28 protein-coding genes are annotated in these 22483 nt (G+C 62.5%); 14 read left to right on the top strand and 14 right to left on the bottom strand.

The window, feature by feature from the left end; all coding sequences use genetic code 11:
• Position 1: 1 nt before the first annotated feature.
• From J0X27_RS06155 to J0X27_RS06145, 3 genes are read right to left on the bottom strand one after another with little or no spacing between them, the layout of a single operon-like run.
• On the bottom strand, positions 2-1624 hold the full coding sequence (locus J0X27_RS06155; protein WP_207271518.1) for an Env/VP5 family phage fusion protein: 1623 nt from the start codon (positions 1622-1624) through the stop codon (positions 2-4).
• Between the two features lie 43 nt (positions 1625-1667).
• Positions 1668-1811, bottom strand: a complete 144-nt coding sequence (locus tag J0X27_RS06150) for a hypothetical protein (protein WP_207271517.1) — start codon at positions 1809-1811, stop codon at positions 1668-1670.
• Between the two features lie 5 nt (positions 1812-1816).
• Positions 1817-2209 (bottom strand): DUF8023 family protein, encoded by a 393-nt coding sequence (locus tag J0X27_RS06145; RefSeq protein WP_207271516.1) that lies wholly within the window; start codon positions 2207-2209, stop codon positions 1817-1819.
• A gap of 95 nt (positions 2210-2304) precedes the next feature.
• Here J0X27_RS06145 and J0X27_RS06140 point away from each other — a divergent pair, with 95 nt between their 5' ends.
• Positions 2305-2490 (top strand): DUF8053 family protein, encoded by a 186-nt coding sequence (locus J0X27_RS06140; RefSeq protein ID WP_207271515.1) that lies wholly within the window; start codon positions 2305-2307, stop codon positions 2488-2490.
• 97 nt (positions 2491-2587) lie between these two features.
• Here the strand turns inward: J0X27_RS06140 and J0X27_RS06135 are convergent, their stop codons facing one another.
• Positions 2588-3106: a type IV pilin domain-containing protein gene (locus J0X27_RS06135; protein ID WP_207271514.1), complete on the bottom strand. Its 519-nt coding sequence runs from the start codon at positions 3104-3106 to the stop codon at positions 2588-2590.
• 19 nt (positions 3107-3125) lie between these two features.
• Positions 3126-3569, bottom strand: a complete 444-nt coding sequence (locus J0X27_RS06130; protein ID WP_207271513.1) for a type IV pilin domain-containing protein — start codon at positions 3567-3569, stop codon at positions 3126-3128.
• A 323-nt stretch (positions 3570-3892) separates the two neighbouring features.
• On the opposite strand from J0X27_RS06130, the gene J0X27_RS06125 reads away from it, so the two are divergent.
• The 3 genes from J0X27_RS06125 (at position 3893) to J0X27_RS06115 (ending at position 6229) form a co-directional block, all read left to right on the top strand.
• Positions 3893-4681 (top strand): hypothetical protein, encoded by a 789-nt coding sequence (locus J0X27_RS06125; RefSeq protein ID WP_207271512.1) that lies wholly within the window; start codon positions 3893-3895, stop codon positions 4679-4681.
• Positions 4682-4795: 114 nt separating this feature from the next.
• Complete coding sequence (locus J0X27_RS06120) at positions 4796-5806, top strand: Cdc6/Cdc18 family protein (protein WP_207271511.1); 1011 nt, start codon at positions 4796-4798, stop codon at positions 5804-5806.
• A 141-nt stretch (positions 5807-5947) separates the two neighbouring features.
• Entirely contained in the window at positions 5948-6229 is a 282-nt protein-coding gene (locus J0X27_RS06115; protein ID WP_224214633.1) for a hypothetical protein, read from the top strand.
• Positions 6230-6231: 2 nt separating this feature from the next.
• Here J0X27_RS06115 and J0X27_RS06110 read toward each other — a convergent pair whose 3' ends face one another.
• From J0X27_RS06110 to J0X27_RS06100, 3 genes are all read right to left on the bottom strand, one after another.
• On the bottom strand, positions 6232-6483 hold the full coding sequence (locus J0X27_RS06110) for a type II toxin-antitoxin system HicA family toxin (protein WP_207271510.1): 252 nt from the start codon (positions 6481-6483) through the stop codon (positions 6232-6234).
• A complete protein-coding gene (locus tag J0X27_RS06105) occupies positions 6484-6741 on the bottom strand; it encodes a type II toxin-antitoxin system HicB family antitoxin (RefSeq protein WP_207271509.1) in 258 nt (85 codons plus the stop codon).
• Between the two features lie 66 nt (positions 6742-6807).
• Positions 6808-7074: a winged helix-turn-helix domain-containing protein gene (locus tag J0X27_RS06100; protein ID WP_207271508.1), complete on the bottom strand. Its 267-nt coding sequence runs from the start codon at positions 7072-7074 to the stop codon at positions 6808-6810.
• 234 nt (positions 7075-7308) lie between these two features.
• Between J0X27_RS06100 and J0X27_RS06095 the strand changes: the two genes are divergently transcribed.
• From J0X27_RS06095 to J0X27_RS06065, 7 genes are all read left to right on the top strand, one after another.
• Positions 7309-7737: a PadR family transcriptional regulator gene (locus tag J0X27_RS06095; RefSeq protein WP_207271507.1), complete on the top strand. Its 429-nt coding sequence runs from the start codon at positions 7309-7311 to the stop codon at positions 7735-7737.
• Positions 7703-8065 carry a hypothetical protein gene (locus J0X27_RS06090; RefSeq protein WP_242634237.1) on the top strand — a complete coding sequence of 121 codons (363 nt, stop codon included), beginning with the start codon at positions 7703-7705 and terminating at the stop codon, positions 8063-8065. The genes J0X27_RS06095 and J0X27_RS06090 overlap by 35 nt, the downstream gene beginning before the upstream one ends.
• Positions 8058-9095, top strand: coding sequence for a tyrosine-type recombinase/integrase (locus J0X27_RS06085; protein WP_207271506.1), 1038 nt, complete (start codon positions 8058-8060; stop codon positions 9093-9095). The genes J0X27_RS06090 and J0X27_RS06085 overlap by 8 nt, the downstream gene beginning before the upstream one ends.
• Positions 9096-9873: 778 nt before the next feature.
• Positions 9874-10749: a DUF6544 family protein gene (locus tag J0X27_RS06080; protein ID WP_224214634.1), complete on the top strand. Its 876-nt coding sequence runs from the start codon at positions 9874-9876 to the stop codon at positions 10747-10749.
• A gap of 472 nt (positions 10750-11221) precedes the next feature.
• On the top strand, positions 11222-13156 hold the full coding sequence (locus J0X27_RS06075; RefSeq protein WP_224214635.1) for a NosD domain-containing protein: 1935 nt from the start codon (positions 11222-11224) through the stop codon (positions 13154-13156).
• Positions 13149-13886 carry an ABC transporter ATP-binding protein gene (locus J0X27_RS06070; protein ID WP_207271504.1) on the top strand — a complete coding sequence of 246 codons (738 nt, stop codon included), beginning with the start codon at positions 13149-13151 and terminating at the stop codon, positions 13884-13886. The genes J0X27_RS06075 and J0X27_RS06070 overlap by 8 nt, the downstream gene beginning before the upstream one ends.
• Positions 13883-14779 (top strand): ABC transporter permease, encoded by an 897-nt coding sequence (locus J0X27_RS06065; RefSeq protein ID WP_207271503.1) that lies wholly within the window; start codon positions 13883-13885, stop codon positions 14777-14779. Before J0X27_RS06070 ends, J0X27_RS06065 begins: the two co-directional genes overlap by 4 nt.
• 101 nt (positions 14780-14880) lie before the next feature.
• Here J0X27_RS06065 and J0X27_RS06060 read toward each other — a convergent pair whose 3' ends face one another.
• Together J0X27_RS06060 and J0X27_RS06055 are read right to left on the bottom strand one after the other, a co-directional pair.
• Positions 14881-15471 carry a nitrous oxide reductase accessory protein NosL gene (locus tag J0X27_RS06060; protein ID WP_207271502.1) on the bottom strand — a complete coding sequence of 197 codons (591 nt, stop codon included), beginning with the start codon at positions 15469-15471 and terminating at the stop codon, positions 14881-14883.
• A 264-nt stretch (positions 15472-15735) separates the two neighbouring features.
• Complete coding sequence (locus J0X27_RS06055) at positions 15736-16173, bottom strand: hypothetical protein (protein WP_207271501.1); 438 nt, start codon at positions 16171-16173, stop codon at positions 15736-15738.
• Between the two features lie 222 nt (positions 16174-16395).
• Here J0X27_RS06055 and J0X27_RS06050 point away from each other — a divergent pair, with 222 nt between their 5' ends.
• The 3 genes from J0X27_RS06050 (at position 16396) to J0X27_RS06040 (ending at position 19941) form a co-directional block, all read left to right on the top strand.
• Positions 16396-17574: an aspartate kinase gene (locus J0X27_RS06050; RefSeq protein ID WP_207271500.1), complete on the top strand. Its 1179-nt coding sequence runs from the start codon at positions 16396-16398 to the stop codon at positions 17572-17574.
• A 185-nt stretch (positions 17575-17759) separates the two neighbouring features.
• A complete protein-coding gene (locus J0X27_RS06045) occupies positions 17760-18389 on the top strand; it encodes a hypothetical protein (protein WP_207271499.1) in 630 nt (209 codons plus the stop codon).
• A 172-nt stretch (positions 18390-18561) separates the two neighbouring features.
• A complete protein-coding gene (locus tag J0X27_RS06040) occupies positions 18562-19941 on the top strand; it encodes a tryptophanase (RefSeq protein ID WP_207271498.1) in 1380 nt (459 codons plus the stop codon).
• A 23-nt stretch (positions 19942-19964) separates the two neighbouring features.
• On the opposite strand, the gene J0X27_RS06035 is transcribed toward J0X27_RS06040, so the two are convergent.
• The 4 genes from J0X27_RS06035 to J0X27_RS06020 all read right to left on the bottom strand — a co-directional run bounded on the left by J0X27_RS06035 (position 19965) and on the right by J0X27_RS06020 (position 22405).
• On the bottom strand, positions 19965-20327 hold the full coding sequence (locus J0X27_RS06035; protein WP_207271497.1) for a hypothetical protein: 363 nt from the start codon (positions 20325-20327) through the stop codon (positions 19965-19967).
• A gap of 72 nt (positions 20328-20399) precedes the next feature.
• The gene (locus J0X27_RS06030) at positions 20400-20825 is read right to left on the bottom strand and encodes a GNAT family N-acetyltransferase (protein ID WP_207271496.1); all 426 of its coding nucleotides are present in this window, start codon (positions 20823-20825) and stop codon (positions 20400-20402) included.
• Positions 20826-20924: 99 nt separating this feature from the next.
• On the bottom strand, positions 20925-21176 hold the full coding sequence (samp2, locus tag J0X27_RS06025; protein ID WP_207271495.1) for a ubiquitin-like small modifier protein SAMP2: 252 nt from the start codon (positions 21174-21176) through the stop codon (positions 20925-20927).
• Between the two features lie 128 nt (positions 21177-21304).
• Positions 21305-22405, bottom strand: coding sequence for a bactofilin family protein (locus J0X27_RS06020; protein ID WP_207271494.1), 1101 nt, complete (start codon positions 22403-22405; stop codon positions 21305-21307).
• Between the last annotated feature and the right edge of the window lie 78 nt (positions 22406-22483).

Here is a 22483-nt window from a genome sequence, read left to right as displayed (position 1 = left end):
GTTAGGGCCCCAGTTCTCCGGCAAGGTTGGTCACTGCCGCTGCAACGATCGCGATGATCGCGATGAGGAATGCAGCCCCGAGCCACATGTCGCCGCTCCCGTTCTCGGGAAGCCAGCCGCCGGCCCCGCCGAGAATACCGTCCCCGCCGTCGCTGGTCTTGCTAACGATCTGTCCACGCCCATCACTCGCGTTCTCGAGCCCGGCGATGTATCCGTCTGCATCATATGTGCCGTACTCTGGACCGCTGTATTCCATCGTGTTGACCTCGCTGCCTGCCGAGTCAGTCATGTTCTGGATGGTGAACTGACCCTCCCAGAATATCACCTCAGTGGTGGTGTTGGACTCACCAGAACTGAGGACCATCGACGGCTGTTTCTCGAAGTCAGAGACGTTGTACGCCACTCCCGTCTTGGCCGATCCATTCGGGAAGCCTCCTGCGTACAGCATGCCCTCGTATGTCTCATTCACGGTGCTGTACTCGTACGAGACGGCTCCGGTCGAACTGTTCACGCTTCGCTGGCGATCCGTCTTCCCGTCGAAGTGGACCGTCATCGTGGACTCGAGATCATCCGGCTGTGGGAGATCGAGCGTGCTTCGAAGCGCGTATTCGAGAGCGTCCCCGGAGGTTTCGTTTCCGGCCATGTACCGGACCATGCCCTCGGCTCCGCGCACTTCGGATGGACTCAATTCGCCCGCATCCATCTTGGCATACAGGTCCTCAGCTACCGTACTGGGATAGTTTGACTGCACGGTCTGAGCCTGCTGTTCGATCCGGTGACTCTGCTTCGCGGTCAGTCGGTAATCGTAGACCGTCGCCGAGTCGAGCGACGCAGCCGGCGCGTTCATCACTTGGATACCACCCGGCCAACTCCAGTCGTTATCAACTCCTGCCGAGACGTTGAAATTGTCCGTTTCAGCGTGGTAGTCGTCGAACAGACTGTCATTATAGATCCCGCCGCCAGTGCTGCCGCCGGATGTTGACCACGATGTTTCGATCTCAAGTTGTTCATGCTGGTATTCACTGCCGTTAACCAGCGTCATCGTCTGTGTGGACGTGTTACCGGTGAATGCGAACGACTCGCTAGATGTCGATCCATCATGATTGGCAGTCCACGCATGAATGAACTCATCTGAGATGTCCGGATCTTGGTGGGTGACGTTCATCAGATACGCTAATTCAGCGGAGTCAGCGCTCACGCGCTCGGCCAGCTGAATTTGGTGGTGTGCATAATAGTCGTTGATTGCTTGCTGCCCAGCCGCTTGCGCCTCGACCGCAGTCTTGTTATTCTCGTAGGCCGTCGCGATCGCGTGCCGCGCCTCGAGCGAGGCCAGTGTCTCGGTGTCTTCGAGGTAATTCTGATAGACCGAGGTGGACTGTTGAGTCCCTTCATAGACACCAACAGCCGAGGTATGTGTGTCAACTTCGATTGCCGAGGACTCCTGTGAGGTATCAATATCTCCGAAAGTCGCCTCGGCAGCATGGCAGGACCGCGGGAAAGCGAACTTCGCGATCGTTCCGCAGTCCTCGTTGATCTCGATCGAGTCGCCACTGGTCTGAGCCGCGACCGTCCCCGTCGCCGCGATCGGAGCGAGCAGCGAGCCGACCAGGAGCACTGCGAGCATGACCGCAAACACGCGGTGGGCTATGGGCCGATGGGCCGACATCTTAGAGTCCCCCCGTCGCGACCAGGAGCGCGACCATCGCCAGCTCGTACAGCGCGATCGCGACGATCGCCGCGACCGCGATGGTCAGGGTTGCCGACGCGATTCGATTCACCACCGAGGTACCGGTTTTGATTAATTCCGTCATCTGAATCACTCCGTGTAGGAAATCCAGCCGGCAGCGAACGTGACTAGGACCGTGCCGCCGATCAGGAACCAGTCGTTGCTCGAGAGCAACTGATTGAACGCGGGGACGAACTCGAAGACGACCGGGAACAGCAGCGTCCCGACGATCGTCCATTTCTCCATGTCCGAGTAGTTCGAGCCGTCGAACTCGTTGGTCCAGAGAATCCACAGGACGGATGTGGTCGCCCCGATCAGGGGCACCGAGAAGTCCACACCCCCGGCGCTGTAGAACGCCGAACTGAAGTTGTAGCCACCCAGGACCTCGAGGTTCCACGACCAGACCCCGAAGACCATCGATGCAAATGTGGGGTAGACCCACAGCGCCGCGTAATCGATCTTGTCGATAACGTCTCTTGCCATTGTGCAACGGAAAAGCGGATTACCGCCCTCGCCGAAAACGTCAGCTAAACCTAGGTTCAGCAACCTTTATGCCAAGGCGGGTTGCCGCCCGCTGCATGGCGTTGAACAAACTCAGAAAGTTAGACCAGAACTCGGCGGGCGTCACCCTGCCGAAAGACGACCTCCGCCTTGAGGGATTACTCGACGAAGACGGGGAGATCGACGGTGAACATCACGTCCATATCCGTCACGTCGACGACGGCCAGTGGTCGCTCGAACTCGTCGAGGAGATCGACGCGTAACAGAGTCACGATACCCTCCTTCCTTGCTGATTTAGGTTGATTTGTATCTATTTGAGTGGTGATCGCTACCGAAAAATTTGAAAACCAAATTACAGCGTTAGCTGTAGTCGAAGTCGAATTCTTCGCTTGCAACTTGGGTCTGTGTATCGTCCTCCGAGATGACAGCAATAGCGGTTACGGTTCCGCTAATTTCTGTGTCCGTAGCACCCGACTCAGCAGCAGCGAAGTGGACATCAGCACCATCATCACCATCACCAATAGTGACAGAATCCCCAACTGTTAGCTCTTTCATCTCGTCTACTTGATCACCTTTCGATGTACCGTCTGGGTGTGTTTCTAGGTTGCTTTCAACTGCAGCACCAGATAGATTTACATGGTCTGCGTTCCCAAGCGACGTAATTTCCACTTGGATCTCCTGGGTACTATCATCGACTTCCATCGTCACACCCGCCTGTGCTTCCTGGCCCACACTTCCACCAAGGTCAAGCACGAAGGCAGCAATCACAGCTGCGAGAATGACCGTGATAGCAACCATTAGTATCACTCCGATCACAGGTGATACTGCCCGTTCTTGGTCACCCCCAATCAAACGACTTCTATATTTTTTAAGATCCATATATTACTTCGAGATTATATTAGCTGAAGTCCCACTCTTCGCTGCCAACCTGCGTTTCCGTCTCGCTCTCGTTGATTACGGCAACAGCGGACATTTGTCCGGTTTCATCGATATCGCCACTACCGCCATCGTACGCATAGGTGACAGCATCGCCGACCTTCATATATTCTGCAGAACTTGGCGCAGAACTACCAGACCAGTCACTCGACGTGAGGTTCACGTGGTCTGAATTCCCGAGTGACGTGACTTCGACCTGCACTTCATTAGCAGAACTGTCAACCTCCATCGACACACCTGCCTGAGCTTCTTGCCCGACACTCCCACCAAGGTCGAGCACGAAGGCGGCGATGACTGCAGCAAGAATAACCGTAATCGCCACCATTAGAATAACCCCAATAACAGGTGAGACTGCACGTTCGTCGTCCGATCCGATCAACTTCGGTTTGAGCGCTTTCAAATCCATAGTGTTCTCACGCATCGTGCAAACGGTAAGAAAGCTTATTCGCCTCCTCACCAAACGGCGAGGTGCGGATTTGGGGATTTGGGAACCAACCTTGCGTCCCCGCTTTCTTGGACGTTGCCACCGATGCTAATTCGTGAGAGGTAACCGGATACATATATATTTACCTGATAGTCAGGATTGTTCTAGGAACAATGACTTTCAAAACTGAGAATCAGCCACAACTGGAAAGCACGCAGTGATGGCTTGAAGTGACGTTGTCTGGCGATTTCGATATCATATAACAAATCGGCATGAATTTTTCAGTTCGGCCATATGAACAACTCATGACTGATTCAGATACGCTTGTCACTGAACGAGCCTTTGCGCGCACCTACGACGGTGGCGAATACGACAATACGTGGAGTGCGGTCAAACAGTATCGTCGCGCGGTCACGTTCAGCGTTGATAACCCAGAGACGAGTATTGGCGATATTGCCTCTGCGGCGGATGCACCGACCGAGCGAATCCGGCCATGGATTGACGAGGGGGCAGTACCGCCTGTCATTCAAGGACTGTACAGTTCACATGCCCGTGACTGGATCGGTGTCACGTACGATAATTTGACGCCGCTGAACGTGCTCGTCGCGAACGTCTATTCAGGTGGAACAATTCATACCAATCACACACCGAAGTTTACTCTTAATGACGACGGACACGACGCAACCGTTATTAAAGCCCTTGAACTGGCCGGTACTGGCTACCGGACGGAAGAATCAGGAACGAGTCAGGCAGTTGTCCCCGGCGAGGATGCGATCGCGCTTGGCCGTGTGCTGACTGTTCTCGGCGCACCGATGGGAAGAAAAACAGAGATCGAAGGGCTATCGCTGCCATGGTATCTCGACGACGCTCCGGAATCGGTCCGCAAGCGGTTCGTCGACTCCTATCTCGAAAATCGGGCACTGACTGACCCGACGACCGATTCGATCCAAATCATGGAAGATCGGTCACAGTCTTATCGCGAGGAACTGGCCGAATTGATCGAATCTGTCACCGGAGAAAGGGTGACGGTTGGCGATGAGTCTGTGACGCTGTCCGCCGAAGCGTCGCGGGCGCTTGGCTACGAACGCGCGTAGATTGCTTGATGGATTAGATAAGGAAACAACCAAATCAGATTCTACTGTTTTGATCATCTTTCAAGGTAGATCTCACTCGTCAGAAATTAATAGGTAGTACAGTAACTACCGATCATGATTTCGGACGCTCGAGCCCTCCGCCCTTCTCATATTCCGAGTGACCTCTACCATCGGGATGCGAAAATCGAACAGTTGGCCGACGCACTCCGGCCCATTGCGGACGGAGACACCGGAGAGAACGTGCTCATCTTCGGTCCGAGCGGGACGGGGAAGACGACTCTCGCGAGGTTCGTCGTTCGCGAGCTCGAGCACGAGACGCTCGATTTCCGCTGGGGCTATCATAACTGTATCTCCGGTTCATCAAAAGCCGAAGTTCTCTATGGAGTCATGCGCGACGCGGATTTAGGGGCGGATCTCAAAAAGATCGGATCACCGACGAGCGCATTTATAGATCGACTCCGTGAGAGCGACAAGCGAATCGTCGCGATCGTCGACGAGGTCGACGTAATCGAGGACGATACGACGCTACAGGCACTCATCGATATTCCGAATGTGACGATCGTTGCGATCACGATTGACGAGGACGATCTCTTTGCGCACCTCGACTCTCGCGTTCGCAGTCGACTCCGGAGCGCAGAGACGATCACGTTGGACCGATTCACGCACGCACAGTTGGTTGATATCCTCCAAGCCCGAATTCGGGCCGGACTGCGGCCGGGAACGATTTCGACCGACGCGATCGGCTATATCGCCGATGTTGCCGCCGGTGATGCTCGCGAAGCGATCGGCATCCTTCGAAGCTCCGCACGAGCCGTCTCGAGGGACTGCGATCGATCACAGATCACGATCGATATCGTCGACGAGGTTCGGGCGGCTGCCCTCGAGGAGATCCATCTCGAGCGCGTTGAGGACCTCGGGACGCACAAGCGACTGCTCTACGATATTATTGAGGTGTCGGGAACGATTCCCGGATCGGAACTGCACGATACCTATGAACAGCGGGCACAGAACCCGAAGGCCAAAAGCACCCGGCGTCGGTATCTCTCGAATCTCGAGGAAAAGTACGGGCTGATCGAATCGAACGGAAGCGGGAGAGGAAAAACCTACGCCGTCCCCGACTTTTGAGATTTCCGTTCATTCCAATTATTTTCCGCTCATCGGAATAGAGTCCTCTTGCCGGCCGATATCGAACCCGAGAGACGATTTCGGCGATTTTCCGTTCATCTCCGCTCTGGACTTATCCACATCTGTGGCTTTCACTCGCCCATGTCCGTTCAATCAGGCCGCTCGAGGCCCGACGAACTACGGTTGAGTAGAGAACTCGAGGACGGTCGATCCGTCGACGTCGAGGTCACCGGCTCGCCGGATAACAAGAAGCGGATCGACGTTCGCGTCGAACGTGGGCGGCACTGGGTTTTCGCTGTCCAGGACCAGACAGCCGGGTTGATTCTAACGCTGAACGAAAACGGCCAACGAATCGACGATGAGATCTCCAGCTGGCTCGAGCCGCTGCTTCGACGGATTGGACTCGAGGGGGTCGAGAAATGAGCCTACCGGTTATCGTCGATCCACTCGCACCAGGCGCGGAAGTCCTCCGCACCGCATTGATTGGCGATCGACCGCATCGTTCCGGTCGGGATCTTGTCCTCGGAATGCATCGGGACAGTGACGGTCCGAACGTCGTCGGTTTCGGGATGTTCGTATCGGAGCTTCAGGTGACTACCCGTTCGGTCGACTGGACGGAACCCGTGATCTTGCAGAACCTTCGCGATTTCCCGTCCGGAAAACGTCGTCCGAACCATCTACTGCATGAACTCGGGGAGTTCCTTGTCACCGGTCGCGTCGGGATCGAGCCCCAATTCTTCGAGATCCGCGTCTGTGACCGGCTCACCGCCGCCCTCGTGCAGTTCGAGGGCTTCCGCGAGCATAGACAGTGCTTCGGCCTTGGAGTCGCCGAACGATGCGACACCGGTCTCGAGGTCGACGGCGGTAATTCTCCCGTCGTCTTCGTGGACGAACTCGACGCCCTCGTTTCGGTCACGTCGTGTCGCACTCGCCATATACCGCCACGTAGGAGAAAGACGCTGATAAGCGTTCGCTCCGCACCGACGAGACTCGGACACCGATCACTCGGTATCCGGCTCGAGGTCGTCCGCGTCGAGATTTCCCTCCAGATAAGCTTCACCTTCTGGAGTGATTTGATAGTAACCAGCGTCGTCGACCTTTTCGATGAGCCCGTACTCGACAAGCACGGGAAGGCGTTCCTGAACGGTTGTTCTTGCCTTTCCTATATTGTGTGCGATAGTCGACGGTTTAAGATCCAATCCGGTGGTGAGGGCTTCCAGAATCTGGTTATCAGTTGGAAGTTGCATCCAGCCACCGGGTTGCTTCATCAATTGTCAATCACAGACTGTGCTTTTGAAAGAATCGCATGGCCACTATCTTCAAACTATATAGTTCGAAAAGACGTACTACCTAGTACGAGTTTTTATTGTGCTGGAGTTAAGACTGGTTGGATAACGCGAGTTTCACGTGGACCCGACTGTCCGTTGGGTCCGTACGAAAACTGCGGGCCGGTGCTGGTGACACCGGGTCCGCGCGGCTCGCGTAGATGTGGTACGCAAGCCATGTACGACGACAATTCGCGGGGCCTTGAAAGCCCCGACACGACAGACGCATCGACCGCTTCTGACCAGTACCTCGTGGCCGACGGCGGTACGACGTGGGGCGATCTCTCTGGGTTCCAGCGCGATGCTCTCGAAGCAATCGCCAGGCTCGAGCGCGACGGCGAGACCTGCTACGGACTCGCGATTAAGAATCGGCTCGAGCCCCAGTACGGCGACGTGAATCACGGGCGGCTGTACCCGAACCTCGATACGCTCGTCGAGCGCGGGCTCGTCGAGAAGTCGGCCCTCGACAAGCGCACGAACGAATACGTTCTCACCAGCGATGGGCGTGGGCTGCTACGCCAGCGCCTCGAGCGACTCGCGGACGCGTGCGAACTCGAGATCGCCGCGACCGATGGCTCCGGGGACGGTGATCGCGATGGGGAGTGACGAGTTCCTCGCCCTCGAGGCACAACGCGAGATCCTTGAGCGCCAGGCCGACGCGATGGAACGACAGACCGAGGCCCTCGAGGCGATCGCGACCGAGATGCGCTATCAGAACGCGGTGCTGGTGGAAATGATCGCGTGTCTCGACGATCTATCGGCACGCGTCGACAACCATCACATGCCGGACCACCCGCCGCACGATCGGTCCGGACCCGCGCTGCAGACGTGGCTGCAGGATCGGCTATTCGAGCGCGACGAACTCGAGGACGATCACCCGCGATTCCGCTGGGGCAGTCCCGAGAATTGGACCGGTGGTGATCGGGATGAGTGACAATCTCGAGCCGATCGGTCCCGAGCAGGCCGTCGAGATGTATATCGAGGGCCGTCGGGACGAACTGAGCGATCAGACGCTCCCGTCGCACGTCTACCGTCTCGAAGCGTTCACGCAGTGGTGCGCCGAGGAAGGCATCGACAACCTGAACGAAATCACGGGACGCGATCTCTACGCGTACCGCGTCTGGCGACGGGAGGGGAACGGCGAGGGCCGCGAGGAAGTGACCACGATCACCCTTCGCGGGCAACTCGCTACGTTACGTGCGTTCCTTCGCTTTTGTGCGGACATCGACGCGGTTCCTGAGGATCTTTTCAGCAAGGTTCCGTTGCCGACTGTTTCGGCCAGCGAGGGCGTGAGCGATACGACCCTCGAGCCCGATCGGGCCGTCGAGATCCTCGACTACCTGCAGCGGTACGAATACGCCTCGAGAAAGCACATCACGTTGCTACTGCTTTGGCACACGGGGGCGCGTGCGGGTGGTATCCGAGGGCTCGATCTCCGCGACTGCGAGTTCGAGGGCGACTCTCCCGGCATCCAATTCGTCCACCGACCCGAGACGGATACACCGCTCAAGAAGGGCGAGAAAGGCGAGCGATGGAACAGTATCAGTGGCCACGTTGCCGGGGTCCTTCAGGACTACGTCGACGGACCGCGAGACGACGTGACCGACGACCACGGTCGTTCGCCGTTGCTGACGACGACTTCAGGCCGACCGTGCGTCTCGACGATTCGAGACACGATGTACGGACTGACCCGTCCGTGCTGGCGCGGTGCGGAGTGTCCACACGACCGGGAGCCCGAGGACTGCGAAGCGACGTACTACTCGAAAGCGAGCACGTGCCCGTCATCGAGATCTCCCCACGACGTTCGGAGCGGCCGGGTGACGGCCTACCGTCGTGAAGATGTCCCGCGCCGGGTCGTTGGTGATCGTCTCGACGCGAGCGACGACATCCTTGACCGCCACTACGACCGGAGAAACGCCCGCGAGAAGGCCGAACAGCGCCGCGACTACCTTCCTGACCTGTAACCATGATTCACGAGATTACGAACGTAGCAGTACCTGTGGGGTCCAGTCCCGTCAGGGCCCATGGAGCGAGCCGAGCAGTTCGCGAGGCTCGAGGAATTGATCGCTGACGATTCGAACTAGACGATGGCGAGCGAAGCGAGCCGTCGGCGTAGTTACGAATCCGTCAGGGCCCATCCGCAAAAGACCCGAAGCGTGGCCGAATCGAATTCGGCTACGAAATCCCGTCTAAACGGTCCGAAACGGTTATTCTATACTTCGGACGCACCGACCTCTGAACTGGAACCGAACCAGCGACTGGTTCCGGGCCCAGAGACATCACCCGGTCGTCACGGAGGTGAAGCCGATGCGTAACGGGTTCGTCCCGGCGAGTCGGCTGTACGACGTCGAGAAACGGAACGAACCCGAAGTCAGTGACACCCGCGAGAAGGGAGGGATGAGTTACGTACGACAACGTTTGACAACACTCGAAAAAGGGCATCGCTTCCACTGGAGAACGGCGATCACAGAGCGAACCCGTTCGACGAGAACGGTGGGTCGCGACGAGTCGCCTCGTCGAACCGACGAGTGCGAGCGGTGTGGCGATCGCCCCGATTCCGATGTCGTTGCGGGTAACGGTCGTCGGGTCGAATCTCGTCCCATAGCCTGTGATCGCGGTCGGTTGGTGGCTGTGCGCCGGTGATTCACTCTCGAGAAAGTAGCCCACAACTCGTAGCGTCGTTCTCGCCGATTCGCGACCGGCAGTAGAATCCTCTTTATTGCCGGCCGTTGACCTGTGGCTATGCATCACGTCCGTGTTCTCAAACGTCTTCTCAGTGCAGGCGTCGCCCTCCTCGTCGTCGGTCTCGTCGGCACCGTCTGGCGGCAGCGTGAGACGGCCCGGCGCGTGGACGAACTCCGTCAGCCTGCGAACGTCGGGCGCGAAGCGGCGTTCACCGAAGACGATTTAGCGGGAGTCCCCGACCCCGTCCGCGCGTACCTGGCCAACGCACTTCGTGAGGGGCAACCCTACGTCGACTCGGTCCGCCTCGAGCAGAGCGGCAAACTGCGCCTGGGTGATGCGTCGTCGCCGTGGAAATCGTTCACTGCGACACAGCACGTCACCGTAGACCCGCCAGGGTTCTATTGGGACGCGTCGATCAAACTCGCCCCGCTTCTCTCGTTGCGTGTCCGTGACCTGTTCCGTGACTGGGAGGGCACTGCGAGCGTGTCCCTGTTCGGTGTCATCCCGCTCGACAGGGCCACTTCGAGTCCGGAGTTAGAAGAAGCAGAATTGATGCGCTATCTCGCCGAGGCCGTCTGGTATCCGACCGCGCTCCTTCCCACAGCGGGCGTCGAGTGGGAGTCGATCGACGACAGTACGGCGAACGCGACCGTCGAAGACGGAGACGTATCCGCCACCCTCACGTTCTCGTTCAACGAGGACGACGAGGTAGCCAGGGTCCACGCCGATCGGTATCGACGCGTGGACGACGGGTACGAGCAGACGCCCTGGTCCGGCTACTGGCGGAACTACGAGACGCGGAACGGCGTGCGTGTGCCGACGGCGGGGGAGGTCGTCTGGCATCTTCCAGACGGCGACGTACACGCGTGGCAGGGACGGGTCACGGACATCCAGTACGACGAACGTCTCTCCGGTCGTGGACGTGAACGATGACGCTGACTGCCTTCGTCTCGGCTGAATCCGAGACCGTCCAACGACCACGTCCTCGTCCACCGACACTGCACGGGGTGTCGACGGGACCACCCGTTCCCTCGAGGAGCTGGATGCGGTTACCATCGCCTGGACCGTACTCGAGTTCGTGACGACGTGCGTCGAGGGGCATCTACAGGGCCTGTGCTGGGGCGAGGGGATCGAAGTCGTCTGGCATGGCTCTTTCATCGAAAATCCGGGACATCGATTCGGAACCGTTCGGACGAGCGTTTCTTGGGACGACTAACAGCTGTCTGATGACCCCGCGCGTTTTGGCTGTTCTCCGTCAGCGCCGAGCAAGAGTTTGCACGCTTCCGAACCAACGGCGTGGCGGGAGCGGTCGTCGATTCCCCACGCCCCAAGTGTGATCGAATACACATGTTCGTTCGAGATGAGAACCAGATGGTATATTTCTCGCAGAGACCAACCGTCGAACGTGCCCGTCCGATCTCGTAATACGATATTTCTGGGGCTTCTCGTCGTCGTCGTGCTGGCCAGCGTCGGGCTGTTCGCCGTCGACGTCGGGTCGACGACGCCCGATCCCGTCGCGTTCGACGAGACGGTGCCGGTCGGCCTCACGCTCGAGGCCGAGTACGCGCTCGGCGACGACGTCTCGCTCCCCCGCGCACAGGTGTTCTACTCGCAGTACCAGTACGTCGTCGGCTACTACGGCGTCGAAACGTTCGTCGAAGACCGGCGCGGACCGGACCACGAACAGCGGTTCGGCCACTCGCTGGCGGTGTACGTCAGCGATTACGGCGGGACGGGGATCGAGTTGACCGAGGAGGGGTATCCGGTCACGGATCGATCGCCCGGCTGGATCGAGGCCGAAGAGGCGTGGTACGTCGTCGACAGCGACGCACGAACGCCCGCCGGGGACACCGTCGTCTCGTTCGCCGATCGCGACGAAGCGGCAGCGTTCGCCCGAACTCACGGCGGCACGGTCCACGCGTGGGACTCGCTGCTCGAGGTCCCCTTCGAGAGCGACGACGCGAGCATCGCCCGCGAACGCGTCGACGATCGGCGCGACCTGGCCGACGAGCGGGTCGAAGCGGCCGCGGGAGCCACGGAACGGCCGACATCGGTCGTCGTCGGTGACGACGCGGACACGATCCAGGCGGCGATCGACGACGCGCCGGCGAACACCACCGTCGTCGTCCCGGAGGGGACCTACGCGGAGACGATCGAGATCGATCGTCCGATCACGCTCGCCGGCGAGGGGAACGCGACGATCCGTGGCGACGGCAACAGCACCGTCATCACCGTCACGACCGATCGGGCCGCGATCCGGGGACTCGATATCGAGGGCGTCGGAAACAAGACGAGAGACGCCGAGGAACTCCCCGTCGAGATGGACGACGAGGCCTGGGACGCCACCTTCACGAAGTACTACGCCGGCACCGACGCCGGAATCGGGGCCTATACCGCCGAGGGTCTCCTGGTCGAGGACGTCCGAATCGATACCCCGGCGAGCGGGATCATCACGTACGACAGCACGGACGCCGTCATCCGGAACGTCACGGTAACGGGGACCGACGACCCGACCGAGGGACTCGCCGGCATGCTGCTGTACCACTCGCCGGTCGTCGTCGAGAACTCGACGGTCCTAGGCAGCAGGAACGGCATCTACCTGTATCGGTCCCCGACCGCAGTCGTTCGCTCGAACGAGATCGAGGGGAACAAGCTCGGCGTCCACGTGATGCACACGAACGACGCCCTGATCGCGGACAACGAGCTTCGTGGTCAGGAGCACACCGGGATCTATATCATGACCGGGCCCGTTCGAAACGCGGTCGTCGGGAACACGGTCCGGGACACGGGGTACGCCCTCACGACTGGCGGGAGCGATACCTACATCGCATCGAACCTCCTCACGGATTCCGACATCGGGCTTCTCGTCGGCTCGACCGCGTCGATCTACGAGGACAACGTGATCGCCGGCAACGACCTGGGGACGGAGGTCTTCTCCATGCTCCCGACGAACCGCGTCGTCGGAAACGACTTCGTCGGGAACGACGCACACGCCGACGTGCGGTCGGGGCCGCTCCGGGTCTGGAGCGACGGCGACACAGGCAACTACTGGCAGGGCAGTGCCACCGTCGCCGACGGCGACCGGGCCGACCTGTCGTATGCCCCCACGGACGCCGTCGACGGGCACTTGCACCGGACGGACGGTGCACCGACGCTCGTCCGGGCACCCGCGCTCAGGGCCCTCGGCGGACTCGAGGGTTCGGTCCCCGGGATGCGAACCGGCAGTATCGTCGATCAGGCACCGACCTGCGAGCCGAACAACCCGGACCTGCTCGAGCGCACCGAGTGGGCCGACGATGCCTGGACATGCTACGAGACGACACGGACGACCCATGACTGATACACCACCGATACTCGAGGCGATCGACATCGATCACGACTACGGCGCGGTCTCCGTCCTCCAGGACGTCTCCGCGACCCTCCATCGCGGAACCGTGACCGCGCTGATCGGCCCGAACGGCTCCGGCAAGACGACGTTGATTCGATCGCTCGCCGGGCTCCACGAGCCGACCGCGGGCGAGATCGCGTACCACGGACCAGACACAGCACGACGGATCGGCTACTTGCCCCAACACCCCGCGTTCCGTCCCGGGTTCACGACGCTCGAGACGCTGCAGTTCTACGCGTCGCTCGTCGGTGCCGACGAAACCGCTGCGATGACCCACCTGGATCGGGTCGGCCTCGCTGACGCGGCCGATCGACCGGTCGAAGCCCTCTCCGGCGGTATGACGCGGTTACTCGGCATCGCGCAGGCGACGATCGGCGACCCTCCGGTGGTCGTCCTCGACGAACCCGGCAGCGGGCTGGACCCGGGGATGAGCATGCACGTCTTCGACGTCGCGGCGGACCTCGCCGACGACGGGATCGCGGTCCTGTTGAGTTCCCACGACCTGGAACTCGTCGAACGGGCCGCCGATCGGGTGCTGGTGCTCTCCAACGGACGGATCGTGCGGCAGGGCGTGATCGCGGACCTGCAAGACGAGTTCGACGTCGACTCGCTGTGGTCGGTCTACGAGACCGCCATCGGCGGCGACCTCGACACCGTCCGGGTCCAGGGTGAGCGCGCATGAGCGGCGAGCTAGGGACCTCGGAACCCGAATCGGCCGTCCGCGAGGAGGTGAGCGAGACCGATCGCTCGCGGCCGACGGCACCCGACTCGAAACACCTCCTCGCGACGATCGTCGCTCGAGAGCTCCGGACGATCCGTCGGAACCGGACGTTCCTCGTGCTCGGGATCGCGTTCACTGCCGTCCTGCTGGGGATCGCCTGGGTCGGTGGGAGCGTGCGGGCCGGCTACGTCCCGACCCTGGTCGACCTGCTCACGCCACTGGAGTTGCTCGTTCCAGTGGTCGCCGTCGCGTTCGGGTATCGCGCCATCCTCGGCGACGAGCAACGCGGCGAACTCGACGTGCTGGAGACCTATCCCGTCTCGAACCGCGAGATCGTCCTCGGCGTCTACGTCGGGCGGGCGATCGGCCTCCTCGTCACCGTCGTCGTCCCGCTGGCGGTCGTCGCCGCCGCGGTGGCTCGCTCCGAGAGCGACGCGCTGTCGATGTACGCGTCACACTCGGGCGCTGACTCCCCGATCCTGTTTGCTCGCTTCATCGTCCTGACGCTGCTGTTCGCGCTGGCGGTGCTCGCCGTCGCGATCGCGATCTCCGCGGCAGTCAGCGGGACGCGAAGCGCGCTCGCGCTGGCGGTCGTCGCGCTCGTCGTCCTGTTGGTCGGGTTCGACCTGGCGATCGCGTTCGGGGTGTCGGCCGGCGCGATCGGCGACGCGGAACTCGTCTACTCGCTCGCGGTCAGCCCGCTCAGCGCGTACCGAGGTCTCGTCTTCGACAGTGCGATCGTCGTCGCGGCGGGGACTGGGCCGGCGGTCGCCTCGCCGATCGCGAGCCTGGCGAGTCTCGCCGGCTGGACGATCGGTTCGCTCGGGTTCGCGGCGTGGGTACTGAACCGATGACGTCCTGAAAACGGTCGGTCGTTTCGAGCTTTGATTCCGGTCGGTGACACCATCTCGTCCCCGACAGCTTCGCTCGCGCTCCTGGCGTGGGTGGTGGCGCGTTACATCATCGACATGACGAGTTCCTGCGTGATCTCGTCGTGATCGTAGCTGTCGCCGCCGTGTTCCTCCTGGAACGCCGCGGCGTCGTCGCCGTCGCTGAACGGAACGAGCGAGTCTCCCATCGCACCGCCCACGTCGCTGCCGGCGATCAGGGTGAGCCCCGATCGGTCCCCGAACCCGTCGGCGTCGAGGTGGCGGGAGATCACGGGACCGTCGTCGCCCTCCTCGATGTCGTACTCGAGCGTCGAGTAGTCCGTGAGGTAGCTGACCGTCGGATCGACGTCCTGCTTGAAGGTGAACGCGTACGTACACAGCGAGCTACAGAACTGGGCCGGTCGATCCTCCTCGAGCACTGCCGTCGGATCCTCGTAGTGTGCCTGTCCGGCCGGACCGGGGTAGTTCCCGATGATCATCGTGCAGTTGTCACACCCCCGATCGTCGGCGATACTGATCGGCGCTGGAACGTCTGCCGTCTCGTCCCCACCGAGGCAGCCGGCGATCGATCCGAGCGCGCCACCTCCGACGGCACCCAGCACGGTTCGACGAGTCGGTTTTCGATCGGTAGCGAACGACGAAGTCGGTTCGTCCATATTCGCTCTTGGAAGTACCCGAGTAAACCTGATTTGGTCCGATTCCCGAAACGGCGGGCGATTCGTCCTCCGAAGGGCGAACCACCCGCGGACCGGCTCGGGTGGCGGCCGGCTCCGTACGGACCGGATCACGGGCGGCCGATCCGGAGCACAGCGCGAGTCAGACACTCGAACAGTCCGGATGCGGCCCGTCAGCCCGAAAAACCGAAGCGTGGCCTCCACATCGGCCGGCGGCCCGTCCGGGATTGGGGTCCGAAGACCGTCCTATGGCTCGAGTCGAAATCGAACCGTCGGGGAGCCGTCGAACTGTGGGCCGCGCCCGCGTCGCTCGAAGCCCAGCTCTCGGGCAGCGTTCTCGATGGGGGTGGCGTCCTGCGACGCCAGTAGTTCGACGGCCATCGACTCCCGTTCGGCGAACCGGACGGGTTCGGCCAGCAACCGTTTGCAGGCCTCGCTCGTTCCGTCGAGTTGGGTGACGTGGACGGTGTCCTCGCGAGCGTCGAAGCTAATGAATCCGAGGAGGTCCTCCGGATCGGAGCCGTCGTATTGCGAGTCCGATACGTCCGCGTTCGGGTCGTGCGTCCCGTCCTCGGCGACGCGTACCGTCCGGTCGTGGACGAGATTTCGCATCACGTCCGTCGGGGAGTCCGCGATCGACGCGAGGGCGTTGGCATCGGCCTCGAGTGCGTCCCGTACGTTCATCGACGTATGGTAATGGCGCGCACAATAATAAACCCCGGTCGCGGATCGCTGGCTAGATCCGGTCGGCCCGAACCGACGGGGCGCTTGCATTCGAGTCACGGAAGCGACGGATCAAGCGAGCACTAAAAACGCGACCGATGGGACACAGTTATCTGCACGCTCTGGTAACTGACCGAGTATGAGTCACACCACCGTCACGCACGCGGTCAGTGAGGTGTCAGCATGCGTGTCGTAGCCAAGTTCGGCGGAACAAGCCTCGGAAGCGGCGACCGGATCAACCGTGCCGCGGATTCGATCGCTGCGGCCGTCGAGGACGGCCACGAGATCGCCGTCGTCGCGAGCGCGATGGGATCGACGACCGACGACCTCCTCGAGGAGATCAGCTTCGAGACCGACGAAGCCGACCGCGCCCAGATCGTCAGCATGGGCGAACGGACGTCGGTTCGGATGCTCAAGGCCGCGCTGTCGGCTCGGGGCATCGACGCGATGTTCCTCGAGCCCGGAAGCGATCGGTGGCCCGTCGTCACCGACGAGTACGGCGAGGTCAACGTCGAGGAGACCCAGAAACGCGCACAGGAGGTCGCCGCGGAACTCGACGAGACGGTGCCGGTCATCACTGGCTTTCTAGCGGAGGGGCCGGACGGCTCGATCACGACGCTGGGTCGGGGCGGCAGCGACACGACGGCGGTCATGATGGGCAAGTACATGGACGCCGACGAGGTCGTCATCGTGACCGACGTCGAGGGCGTCATGACCGGCGACCCCCACGTCGTCGAAGGTGCCCGCAACGTCGGCGAGATTTCCGTCGACGAACTCCGAAACCTCTCGTTCCGGGGCGCTGAGGTCGTCGCACCCTCTGCACTGTCGTACAAGGACGGGAAACTCGACGTTCGTGTCGTCCACTACCAGCACGGCGATCTGCTGTCGGGCGGGACGAGCATCGAAGGCGAGTTCAGAAACCTCGTCGACCTCCGCGAGCGGCCACTGGCCTGTCTGACCGTCGCCGGTCGAGCCATTCGAAATCAGCCCGGGATCTTCAATCACCTCTCGGAAGCACTCGCCGAAAGCGACATCAACGTCGACGCCGTCGCCAGCGGAATGGACACGGTCACGTTCTACATCGACGAGGAAGAAGCCGAACGTGCCGAGAACATCCTCCACCGCGAGGTCATCGCCCGCGACGAACTCTCGAGCGTCACCGTCGACTCGCCGATCGCCGTCATCCGGGTGACCGGCGGGGAACTCCCAAACCAGCCGGGAATCATCAGCGAGATCGTCAACCCCCTCGCCGAGGCCCGCATTCATCTCCAGGACATCATCACGAGCGCGACCAGCGTCGCCCTCTTCGTCGACTGGGACGACCGCGAGGAGACCCTCGAACTAACCCAGAACCTGTTCTAGCTCGAGCGATCCTGCTGGGTTCGTCTCACGCACCCGCGCGGAAATCGCCCTCCAGTTTCGGCCCGGCGAATTCGGCGTGGGGCCGCCTCTAACAACCGATTACTGTCATAGCCACCGGAGTATTCGATCGTTAATACACTGGTAGCAAAACCGTAACGAAGGGGGTGAACGGTGCAGACGGGAGCATGAGTACCGACCCGACAGTAACAAACGTTTTCGAGGACGTCGATCCCGATCCCGACGCCGTCCTCGCCGAGTTCGGCGTCGACTCGACCGACGACCTCCTCGAGGACGATGCCGGCGCTCACGATCCGATCCCGGACGACGCGGTCGACGACACGACGGCGACCGAACTGTTCGCCGACCTCGCAACCGTCGAGACGGCGGAGTCGACCGATCCGGACGGTGCGACGCCGGCGTCGAACGTCACGGACACCGATTCCAACGGGATGGGGGAACTCAACGAGGCCGGCGGCGGTACCCCGACGTACGCGGACCTCGAGTTCGAGTTCGTCGGCGACGCCGACGTGACCGTCCGGGCCGACGGCGAGGTGATCGACGCTACTGCGGCCGAACTCGGTGCGCTCACTGCGACCGACTCGAGCGAACCCGTCCCCGTCGACTCGAGCGAACCCGACGACCGCGTCGAACCGCTCGTCTCTCCCGACGCCGGCCCGACCCACGGCACTGCGTCGACCAGGACACTCACCATCCGCGACGAGCGTCTCGAGGCCCTGGAACTGGTCGGCCCCGAGCCGACGAAGGAGCGGATCGCCGACGATACCTTCGGCGGCGTCGGGATCGACACGCGCTGAGGTGGCGGACGTGAGCGACCCTGCCCGTACTGTGCCACCGTCAGACCCATCGGCGAGCGACCCACCGATTCCGTCCATCGATGCGCCGATCCGTCCGGCGGGGGCCGTCTCGAGTCATCGACGCTCACAACCTCTCAGCTAGACTGAACACGCTGGACGGCATCGATCGGGTATGGTCGCCTACAAGTCGAAAGTCGTCGAACGGATCCACCTGCCATCGAAAGAACGGCGAACGAAGGCGCTCGAGGAGGCCGGATACAACGCGTTCAATCTCCCCGCGGACGACGTTTTCATAGATCTTTTGACGGATAGTGGGACGGGAGCGATGAGCGACGACCAGTGGGCCGCACTGCTCCAGGGTGACGAGGCCTACGCCGGTTCGGCGAGCTTCGACCGCCTCGAGTCCGCGGTCGCGGACGTGATGGGATTCGACCGTGTGGTGCCGGCCCACCAGGGTCGCGGTGCCGAGAACGTTCTCTACGGCAGCCTGCTCTCCGAGGGCGACGTCGCGCTCAACAACACCCACTTCGATACGACGCGAGCGCACGTCTCGAATCAAGGTGCCGATCCGGTCGACTGTCCGGTTGCGGGGGCCCACGATCCGGCGACGAACGAGCCGTTCAAGGGTGACTTCTCGCTCGAGCGGGCCCGCGCGGTCGTCGACGAGGTCGGGGCGGAACGCGTCCCGCTGGTGATCCTGACGATCACGAACAACTCGACGGCGGGCCAGCCGGTCAGCGTCGCGAACACCCGTCGGGTCCGGGCGTTCGCCGACGAGATCGACGCCACGTTCGTGATCGACGCCTGCCGGTTCGCGGAGAACGCCTACTTCGTGACGCGACGCGAGGACGAGTTCGCCGACGCGAGGGTCCCCGAGGTGGCACGCGAGCAACTCGGGCTCGCGGACGCGCTCGTCATGAGCGGGAAGAAAGACGGGTTGGCGAACGTCGGCGGCTTCGTCGCGACCGACGACGAGGCCCTCTTCGAGCGGTGTAAACAGCGTGCGATCCTCTACGAGGGGTTCCCCACGTACGGCGGCATGGCCGGTCGAGACGTCGCCGCGATGGCGGTCGGTCTGCGCGAAGCCGTCGAGGAGGCGTACATCGAGGATCGGGTCGAACAGGTCCGCGAACTCGGCGCGATGCTCGAGGAGGCCGGAGTCCCAGTGTACACGCCGACCGGCGGGCACGCGGTCTACCTCGACGCGGGGGCGACCTTTCCGGACATCCCGGCCGAGCAGTTCCCGGGACAGGCGCTGGTCTGTGAACTGTATCGGGAAGGTGGCGTCAGGGGCGTCGAACTCGGGAGTTTCGCGTTCCCCGAGACCGACCGGCCGGAACTGGTCCGACTCGCGGTTCCGCGCCGGACCTACCACCGGGAGCACTTCGAGCACGTCGTCGAGACGGCCGAAGCCGTCCTCGAGAACCGCCAGGAGGTGTCCGGACTCGAGATCGTCTCGAACCCCGCGGTCCCGGAACTCCGTCACTTTTCGGCGGCGCTCGAGCCGCTTTCGACCGATGCCCCACCCGCCGTCGACGCGGAATCAGACTGAGAAAGGGGCGTGACGACGGCGAGTTACCGGCTCGAGAGCACGCTGCGTGCTCGCTCTCGAACCGTCTTCGGTTCGGGTTCGGACTGCCCGAGTCGTCGCTTCGCGAGCGTTTGCAGCCCCTTCGAGGTCGCTTCGGAGGTTATGAGGTCGGCCGCCCAGTCGGGGACCTGGGACTCGAGTTCCTGCCGTTTTTGTGCCTTCATCTTGCTGAACCGGCGGAGCGCGACCCCGACGCCGAGGAACAGCCCGGCGTCGACCAACTCGCGTCGGAACCGCTCCCGGTCGTTGCGGACCGCGATCGCTTTCACCAGCGAGAGAACGCCGATCGCCAGATAGACCTTCGAACTCTTCGACGGACCGCCGCTGAGCATCCGTTGGAGCGCCATGCGACGACACGTACCACGTTCAGGTCGGATAAAACTGCGCTGGCAGGCGACGGGTCCCCATGAGTGGGGCCGTCAGACGCTTCCGGCCGTCACCGCCACGCCGCGGTGGCGCTGCTCGTCGATCGGTTCGATCGAAAACCCCAGCCGCTCGTAGAACGGCCTGACGCCGTCGTCGAATCGCGCCGTGAGGCGTCCCTCCCGTTCGAGCGCCCGTTCGATCAGCGCCGAGCCGATCCCACGCCCCCGATGTCGACGACGGACGCCGATCGCCCCGACGTGCGCCCCCCGCTCGTTCTCGAGGGGTTCGAGGACGGCGGTCCCGAGGATTCGTTCGCTCCCGTCGGTGTCCGCACTCGCCGCCGTCCCGCGCCGATCGCCCGCGAGGAAGACGTCGCCGTCGTCGATCCGCCGTTCGACGTCGCCGGACTCGAGCATCGCTCCGTCGAGGATGCGCCGGACCTCGAGGGCGTCGTCGGGAGTCGCCGTGCGGACGAACATTCACACCGACGTTGGGCGGCGTGGCTCAACAACGCGTCGGTCCCGCCCGATCGCAACGGTGTGGGATCGGCGTTCGGGGACGGCGAGACGACGGTCGGCTCACTTCCAGGAGCCACCCTTGATGAGGCGCAACACCGTCACGTGGTCGCTCTCGACGGGCTGATCTTCGGGAACTGGACGGCCGTCGACGAGGACGCTCACCTCGTGGGGGCTCAACTCGACCTCGCGGAGGAGGTCCGCGTAGGTCGGCGTCGTGGCGGCTCCGCCGCCGTCGCGGTCGGCACTGCCGGCCACCGCCTCGAGGTCGAGTTCGTAGGTAGCTTCGCCCTTGATATCGACGGTGACGCGCATAGGTCACGGTAACGAGACGACGGTCTTGAGGGCATCGCTCCCGGCTAGTGGCGGCCCAAGCCTACACTGCCGAGCGAAATCATGCGGTGTGTTCCGATTTCGCTCAGCAGTCGACGCTTGGGACGGTACTAGTCCGCGGTCGGTTCGTCCCTGTCGGGTCCGGCTGGGCGTTGCTGGTCCCGGTTTCGAGCGCTGCGCCAGTTGCCCACCAGCCCGCGAACGAGCGCGCCCAGTCCCAACAACAGGACGACCAGATTGATCGCCTCGCCGACGACGGGGATCGGAAGCCGAGAGAGGAGGGCACCGGCGACCAGTCCGAGGACGAGCGCGAGCCAGCGGTTCCCGACGCCGAGCAGCGAGAGGAGCACGGCGGCGACGGCGAACCGGCCGTAGATCGTCCCGATCCACAACAGCAGTCCGAACACGAAGCCGCCGATCAGCGACAGCGGGATGCCGACGACCGTGATCGCGAGCGCGATCAGAATCACGGGAACGCCAACGAACACGCCCAGCCCGACCAGGCCGGAGCGCAGGGGGCCGGCTGCGACGCGGTCGGCGACGCCGTCGGAGAACCGCGGAAACAGTGCGAGCAACACGGCCCCGAGCAGCAGGTTCACCGCCAGGACGTAGGCCGCGAACAGCCACGACGCAAACGGGTGGATCGTCGGCGCGACGTCGACCCCGAGCGAGGCGTCCTCCTGAATCTCGCCCGCGACCGCGTCGGTGTTCCCCTGGAGATCGCCGTCGTAACGCAGATCGCCGGCGATTGCGGCGGTTTCGCCCAGTCGAATCGTCTCGGCCCCGATCTCGGCGTCGCTCTCGAGCGTCCCGTCGATCGTCGCGCTTCCGACGCCGGCCATGAGGGTGCCGCCGACGGTGCCGCTCTCGGTGACCGTGAGGCTCCCTGCGCCGACCTCGACGTCGCCGCCGACGGTCCCGGCGATCGTGACGCTCCCGCCAGCGGCCTCGAGGTTGCCCCCGACCTCGCCGGTTCGTTCGATCCGTACGTCGCCCCCGACGGCACTCACGTCGCCGGTGACGGTCCCACGGACGACGACGCTCCCGCCGAAGGCCTCGAGGGTGTCGACCGTTTCACCCTCCTCGACGACGACCGTGCCGCCGGTCTGACCGTTCGTTTGGGCGACAGCCGTCGCCGGGACGGTACCGCAGACGACGAGGGCGACCAGTACGCCGACGACGACTCGTACTAGCACATCATGCTCGAGCATCACGGGTCGTACTTCCTCGAGCAGGGTGTAAAACCTGTCACCACGGTTTCAAGGCCGGAAACTGTCACGCTTCGTGAA

The sequence above is a fragment of the Natrinema longum genome (assembly GCF_017352095.1).
Classification (GTDB): domain Archaea; phylum Halobacteriota; class Halobacteria; order Halobacteriales; family Natrialbaceae; genus Natrinema; species Natrinema longum.
Note: the sequence above shows the minus strand (reverse complement) of the source record. Positions and strands in the feature narration are given on the sequence as shown.